The following is a 6,367-nucleotide window of genomic DNA, read 5'->3' on the forward strand; positions in this document are numbered from 1 at the left end:
GCGTCGCCGGGAAGGCGCCATTGTCCATGGCGAACTGATAGGCGAGGTCGTCGAGGCGCTGGGTGGTGACGCCGGGCTTGACGTGCTCGCCGAGCATGTCCAGCCCCGCCGCAGTCAGCCGGCCGGCCTTGTGCATCGCCGCGAAGGCCTCCGCGCCGTGAATCTTGATGGCCGGTTCGCGATGTCGCTGCCGGCCCAGGGTCTCGTCAAATGTCATGGTCGCCGGACAACTCCTCGCCGGGCCTATCTATTGCGTCTGGCGGACGGCGCAAGGCGGCGCCGCCCTGCATCCCGTCGTCGCCACGTCGCTTCGAGCCTCGGCGTGTCGCGCCGGCTGGCGTCGCAGGCCGCGCGCGTGTATCAGGCGGGCAACATGGCCAGCATCGATCATTCACAGGCGGAGGACAAGCCTTACGGCGCCTTCGCACCCCAGCGCGGCTTGTCGCGCCTCATCGGCTGGACGCGCTGTGCGTCCGACAGCTTCCTCGGCCGCAAATTCGCCTATGCCCTGCGCCGGGTCGGCCTGCGCTCGCTCGCGGGGCGCCCGGTCGACATCGAGGCGCTGGGCGCGCGCATGCGGCTCTATCCGGACGGCAATGTCTGCGAGAAGCGGGTTCTGTTCACGCCGCAATATTTCGATCCCGTCGAGCGCGAGATCCTGGCTTCGCGGCTGCGCGAGGGCTTCCGCTTCATCGATATCGGCGCCAATATCGGGGCCTATTCGCTCTTCGTCGCAGCCAGGGCCGGGCCGAGCGCGCGCATCGTCGCGGTCGAGCCCCAGCCCGAGGTCTTCGCCCGGCTGGCCTTCAACATCGCGCAGAACCCGTTCGGCACGGTCAAGGCGGTGGCCTGCGCGCTGGCCGACAAGCCGGGCGAGCTGACGCTGTTCCTCGACCCGACCAATCGCGGCGAATCGAGCGTGCGCATCCTGCGCTCTAGCGCCGGCAGCACCGTGCGGGTTCCCGCCATGACGCTGCTCGCGCTCGTGCAGAACGAGGGCTATGAGCGGCTCGACGCGATCAAGCTCGATGTCGAGGGCGCGGAGGACCTGATCCTCGAGCCCTTCCTGCGCGACGCGCCGCAGAGCCTCTGGCCGGGGCTGATCGTGATCGAGGATTCGCGCCAGCGCTGGCAGAGCGACCTCGCCGCCCTGCTGGAGCGCAGCGGCTACACGCTACTGGCGCAGACGCGGCTCAATCTCGTCTTCGAGCGCCCGCATACGCCCGCCGAAGAGGCTGTGATCGGTGGCTGAGGGCGCGGTGAAGGCGCCGCTTGAGCCGGCGCCGGCAAAGCCCTAGCAGTAGCGGCGCCAGGAGGCGGAACGCGCCTCGGGCCGCAGCCAGGAGCCGGGCATGACCAGCAATGAAACCACACCATCCCCGGTCAGCGTGACGGCCGCGATCCTGGTTATCGGCGACGAGATCCTGTCGGGCCGGACCAAGGACAAGAACATCGGCTACATCGCCGAGTACCTGACCAATATCGGCATCGAGCTGCGCGAGGTCCGGATCGTCCCGGATGTCCAGGAGGAGATCGTCGCCGCGCTGAACGCGCTGCGGGCGCGCTACACCTACATCTTCACGACCGGCGGCATCGGCCCGACCCATGACGACATCACCGCCGATTCGGTGGCCGCGGCCTTCGGCGTCTCGATCGACCACGACCCGCGCGCCATCGCGATGCTGGCCGAGCGCTTTCCGCCCGACCAGCTCAACGAGGCGCGGCTGCGGATGGCGCGGATCCCCGCCGGGGCCGACCTCATCGCCAATTCGGTCTCGAAGGCACCCGGCTTCAAGATCGGCAATGTCCATGTGATGGCGGGCGTGCCCTCGATCATGCAGGCGATGCTCGACGTCGTCGCCCCGACGCTGCAGACCGGGGTCAAGATCCTGTCCGACACCGTTCGCGCCGGCCTGCGCGAGGGCGATATCGGCACGGCGCTGGCCGAGGTCGCCAAGGCGCATCCGGGCGTCTCGATCGGCTCCTATCCCTTCTTCTCGGAGACGGGGCCCGACACCAATGTCGTGGTGCGCTCGCGCGATCCCGAGGCGCTGGCGGCGGCGATGGCGGCCGTGAAGGCGATGATCGCGGCCGAGCAGGCGAAGCTCGGCGCCTGACGCAGCGGGTTTTGCGGGGACGAGCGGCGCGTCGCCTCTTGCCAGCGGCGCGGCGATAGGGTTTTGCCACGGGTCGAAGGGCCGTCCGCGCCCGCCCTCATCCGGAGCCCCGCCATGGCCGAGCCAACCTCCAACAAGGCTTTCCCCGTTTCATGGGACCAGTTCCACCGTGACGCGCGGGCGCTCGCCTGGCGGCTGGCGGAGAAGGGGCCCTTCGAGGCGATCGTCTGCATCACGCGCGGCGGACTGGTGCCGGCGGCGATCATTTGCCGGGAGCTCGGCCTGCGCCTGATCGAGACGGTCTGCGTCGCGAGCTATCACGACTACAAGAACCAGACCGACCTCAAGGTGCTCAAGGACGTCGCGCCCTCGATCAAGGCGATCGGCGACGGCAAGGGCCGGGGCGTGCTCGTCGTCGACGACCTCACCGACACCGGCAAGACGGCCCGCGTCGTGCGCGAGATGCTGCCGAACGCGCATTTCGCAACGGTCTACGCCAAGCCCGCCGGCGTGCCCACCGTCGACACCTTCGTCACCGAGGTCAGCCAGGACACCTGGATCTATTTCCCCTGGGATATGGGACTGGCCTATGTCGAGCCCATCGCCAAGGATCACAAGGGCTGAGGATAGGCCGGCCGCTTCTCGTCAGCGCGCCCGCAGCGCCACGCTCATGCCGGCGATCACCAGCACCATGCCGGCGATCTCGACCGCGGAGGGATATTCGCCGAGCAGCAGGATGGCGGCGAGCGCGGTGACCACCGGGTTGAGCGGCAGGAACAGGGTCGCCCGCGAGGCGCCGAGCCATTCGACCGATTTGGTGTAGAGAAACAGCGCGCCGACGCCGACCAGTGCGCCCTGATACAGCGCCTGCAGCGCGATCGCCGACCAGGCGGCCTCGCCGAGCCGGATCGGCATCGTCGCCGCGAAGACCGGCAGGATCAGCAGCGAGAGCAGGCAGGTCGCGATGGTGACGTCGATCGCGCCCGTGCGCCAGCGCAGGGCGAGAAGTCCGAAGACCGACCACATCACGGCGTTGATGACGAAGAAGAGATCGCCGATCCAGGCATCGGCTCCGGCGCCGGTTTCCCCGAAGGCCTGCCAGGCGAAGGCGCCGATGCCGGCCAGAACCAGGGCAAGGCCGAGCAGCCGCAGCGGCCCCGGCCGCTCGCCCAGCACGAGGAAAGCCAGCGCCACCGTCATCACCGGGATCAGGCCGGGCACGATCACCGAGGCGTGCAGCGCCGGGGCGAAGGTCGCGCCGCCGACCAGGACCAGCGCATAGGGTGCGCCGGCGAGCGCGGTCAGGATCAGCGCGCGCCGCCAGCCGAGCGCGCCGACCGGAAAGGGCCGCATCCGCCGCCTTGCCAGTGGCAGCAGCAGGAGCGAGGCGACGACGAAGCGCAGGATGGTGACGTCGGCCGCGCTCAGCCCGTCTGCCACAGACTGGCGCGAGACCACGGACTGCACGCCCCAGATCAGGCTGGTCAGCAGCCCACAGCCGATGCCGAGCCAGAGGTTGCGGCGCGCGAGGGCGGGCGCGACGGGAGAGGCGAGGTCTGGCACGGGAGGCTTTCGCAGGACGGGGCCGGAGAGCGGCTCCGGGTGCGTCCGCTCCTATGCGGGCCCGGCTTTCGCCGGGCAAGGGGCGCCAGCGGTGACGCAGCCCCGCGTTCTGCGGCTAAGGCATGCGGAGTTTTCTCGGAACCACCCCGTCATCCCGGGCTTGCCCCGGGATCCATCGGAGGGCTCCGGAACTCTATGATGGATCCCGGAGTTCCGCTGCGCTCCATCCTGGATGACGGCGTGGCTTTGGCGGGAACCGGCAGGTGTTACCGTGCGAGAAAGCGCTCGGCCGCGCCGTGCAGCACCTGAATGCCCAGAGCGAGGTCCTCGTCCTTGGTGTCCTCGCTCCAGTGATGCGAAATGCCGCCGATCGAGGGCACGAACAGCATCGAGGCCGGCATCTTGCGGGCGATGACCTGCGCGTCGTGGCCGGCGCCCGACGGCATGGTCTGCCAGGCGCCGGGCGCGACGGCCTCGGCGGCGTCGGAGAGGGCCTGCATCATGGCGGGGTCGCAGAGCGCGGGCACCGTCTTCGAGACCGATGACAGCGTGATCCTGCAGCGCTCGCGGCGGTTGGCTTCCTGCACCAGCGATTTCAGCCCCGCCTCCAGCCGCTCAAGCACCGCCACCGAGACGTCGCGGAACTGGAACAGGATCTCGGCGCGGCCGGGGATGATGTTGGGGGCGTCGGGCTCGAGCCGGAAGCGGCCGGTCGTCCAGGTCGTGCGCTCGCCAACGAGGCGCGGGAACTCGGCGTCGATGGCCGCCAGCAGCCTGACCGCGCTCAAGCCCGCATCCTTGCGCTCGGCCATGCTGGTGCCGCCGGCATGGTCCTGCTGACCCTCGACGACGATGCGCCACTGCCAGATCGCGACGATGCCGGTGACGACGCCGAGTCGCAGACCCGCCTCTTCGAGCTGCGTGCCCTGCTCGATATGCATCTCGTAATAGCCCTTGTAGCGGCCGATCTCGAGCTGCCGGCGCGGCAGGCCTTCGAGCCCGGCGGCACGCAGCGCCTCGCGCAGCGGGGTGCCGTCGGTGCGGTTGCGGGCGCCGTCGATCGCCTCCTCGGTGAGGTCGCCGATCATCGAGCGGCTGCCGGGCAGGCTCAGTGCAAAATGGCTTTCCTCATCGGCGAAGGCGCAGACATCGACCGGCAGGCCGGCCCTCGCCAGCGCGATGCCGGCGACGACGCCGAGCGCGCCGTCGAGCCAGCCGGCCTCGTTCTGCGATTCGATATGGCTGCCGACGAGCAGGTGCGGACCGGGGCCAGGATGGCGGCCGTAGACATTGCCGATGCCGTCGATCGAGGCCTCCAGCCCGCATAGCGTCAGCTTGGCCATCAGCCAGCGGCGGGCCTCCATGTCCTGAGGCGAATAGGTCGGGCGATGGACGCCGGTCTTGAAGGTGCCGATGCCACGCAACTCGTAGAGATCACGCAGGAAGGCTTGGGTGTCGACGGCAGGCATGGCGGGTTCGCTTTCGGAAAGGCGGGGCGGCGAAGGGCGTGTCGGAATCAGGCCGGCGGCTGCTGGCCGACGGCGCCGGCGAAATCGGCGACGGTCGAGACCCAGCCGAAGAAGGTCTCGATGTTGTAGAGCGCGGCCTTCTGGGCGAAGTCGGGCCCGGCCGCATGGGTGGCGTCTTCCAGCACGACGCCGAAATATTCGAGGTGGAAGGCGTCGCGCAGCGAGGATTCGACGCAGACATTGGTGGCGATGCCGGTGAAGACGAGATTGCGGATGCCGCGCGCCCGCAGCAGGCTGTCGATGTTGGTGTTGAAGAAGACGCTGTAGCGCGGCTTGGGCACGACGATGTCGCCCGGCTGGGGCGTCAGCGCATCGACGATGGCGTAGTCCCAGCCGCCCTTGGCGAGGAGCTTGCCGTCGAGCTCCGGCCGGCGGCGCATCGTCTTCAGCGCGTTCGACTTGTGCCAGTTCGGCGAGCCAGGCCCGCCCGCCTCGCGATAGTCCCCGTCCCAGCCGTTCTGGAGGAAGATCACCGGAATGCCGGCGCGGCGCGCGGCCTCGGCCGCCAGCGCCACCTGCCGGATCACGGCCGGCGTGCCCGCGATGTCGAAGCCGGCGAGATCGATATAGCCGCCCGGCGAGGCATAGGCGTTCTGCATGTCGACGACGATCAGCGCCGTGCGCTCGGGATCGAGGCGCAGCGGCTCTGGGCGCGCGGGCAGGACGATCGAGGCGGCGGCGTCCTGTTCGGGCAGTCCCGCTGCGGCGGCGGTCAAGGCGTGCATCGGCATCTCCGGCAAGGCATAGCGGGTGGCGCGGGCGAGCATGGCATGCCGGGCAAGGCCGGCAAGATGCGCCTGTTGTGTCAGCAAGAGCCATGCCGGGCTGCCTTGCGCGGTCGTCGCCTTCCGGTCTGAAACTTGCCTCGGTCGATTCCGGGAGGGCTGCGCGATGAATGACGGGGTCGAAAGCGCGATCGGCGACGAGGCGGCGCTTGCGGCGCGGCTGCTGGAGGAGATCGCCCAGGCGCGGGCCGATGCCCGCGAGGACCCGTTCGGCAACCCGGTCCTGCGTGTGACGCTGTGGCTGACGCGGCGGATGGACCGCGGCGAACTCGATGTCGAGGCGGCGTACGGGCTGGTGCGGCGGCTGGGGCGGGAGGCGCTGCGCCAGCGCGCCGGCCGGTTGGCGGCCTATGTCGGGCTCGACGGCGATGGC

The 6,367-nt window shown here is 69.8% G+C and carries 7 protein-coding genes and 1 pseudogene; 4 read left to right on the forward strand and 4 right to left on the reverse strand.

The window, feature by feature from the left end:
- Positions 1–217 (reverse strand): annotated as a pseudogene (locus Q8M82_RS16630) (type I methionyl aminopeptidase); the annotation flags it as partial.
- Positions 218–373: 156 nt separating this feature from the next.
- On the opposite strand from Q8M82_RS16630, the gene Q8M82_RS16635 reads away from it, so the two are divergent.
- The 3 genes from Q8M82_RS16635 to gpt all read left to right on the forward strand — a co-directional run bounded on the left by Q8M82_RS16635 (position 374) and on the right by gpt (position 2,741).
- Positions 374–1,252: an FkbM family methyltransferase gene (locus Q8M82_RS16635; RefSeq protein ID WP_305692437.1), complete on the forward strand. Its 879-nt coding sequence runs from the start codon at positions 374–376 to the stop codon at positions 1,250–1,252.
- 100 nt (positions 1,253–1,352) lie between these two features.
- Positions 1,353–2,117, forward strand: a complete 765-nt coding sequence (locus tag Q8M82_RS16640) for a competence/damage-inducible protein A (RefSeq protein ID WP_305692438.1) — start codon at positions 1,353–1,355, stop codon at positions 2,115–2,117.
- 114 nt (positions 2,118–2,231) lie between these two features.
- Positions 2,232–2,741 carry a xanthine phosphoribosyltransferase gene (gene gpt, locus Q8M82_RS16645; protein ID WP_305692439.1) on the forward strand — a complete coding sequence of 170 codons (510 nt, stop codon included), beginning with the start codon at positions 2,232–2,234 and terminating at the stop codon, positions 2,739–2,741.
- A gap of 21 nt (positions 2,742–2,762) precedes the next feature.
- Here the strand turns inward: gpt and Q8M82_RS16650 are convergent, their stop codons facing one another.
- The 3 genes from Q8M82_RS16650 to rutB form a co-directional block, all read right to left on the reverse strand.
- Positions 2,763–3,680, reverse strand: coding sequence for a DMT family transporter (locus tag Q8M82_RS16650; RefSeq protein ID WP_305692440.1), 918 nt, complete (start codon positions 3,678–3,680; stop codon positions 2,763–2,765).
- Between the two features lie 266 nt (positions 3,681–3,946).
- Positions 3,947–5,149, reverse strand: coding sequence for a Zn-dependent hydrolase (locus tag Q8M82_RS16655; RefSeq protein WP_305692441.1), 1,203 nt, complete (start codon positions 5,147–5,149; stop codon positions 3,947–3,949).
- A gap of 47 nt (positions 5,150–5,196) precedes the next feature.
- Complete coding sequence (gene rutB / locus Q8M82_RS16660; RefSeq protein WP_305692442.1) at positions 5,197–5,934, reverse strand: pyrimidine utilization protein B; 738 nt, start codon at positions 5,932–5,934, stop codon at positions 5,197–5,199.
- 166 nt (positions 5,935–6,100) lie between these two features.
- Here rutB and Q8M82_RS16665 point away from each other — a divergent pair.
- Positions 6,101–6,367 (forward strand): hypothetical protein (locus Q8M82_RS16665; protein WP_305692443.1); only part of this gene is annotated, 267 nt, incomplete at its 3' end.

Source organism: Allobosea sp. (assembly GCF_030694325.1).
GTDB lineage: Bacteria > Pseudomonadota > Alphaproteobacteria > Rhizobiales > Beijerinckiaceae > Allobosea.

Excerpts from the sequence above, each read along its gene's own strand:
- Q8M82_RS16635 (WP_305692437.1), top strand. The coding sequence starts at position 374 with ATGGCCAGCATCGATCATTCACAGGCGGAGGACAAGCCTTACGGCGCC.
- Q8M82_RS16640 (WP_305692438.1), top strand. The coding sequence starts at position 1,353 with ATGACCAGCAATGAAACCACACCATCCCCGGTCAGCGTGACGGCCGCG.
- gpt (WP_305692439.1), top strand. The coding sequence starts at position 2,232 with ATGGCCGAGCCAACCTCCAACAAGGCTTTCCCCGTTTCATGGGACCAG.
- Q8M82_RS16655 (WP_305692441.1), bottom strand. The coding sequence starts at position 5,149 with ATGCCTGCCGTCGACACCCAAGCCTTCCTGCGTGATCTCTACGAGTTG.
- rutB (WP_305692442.1), bottom strand. The coding sequence starts at position 5,934 with ATGCACGCCTTGACCGCCGCCGCAGCGGGACTGCCCGAACAGGACGCC.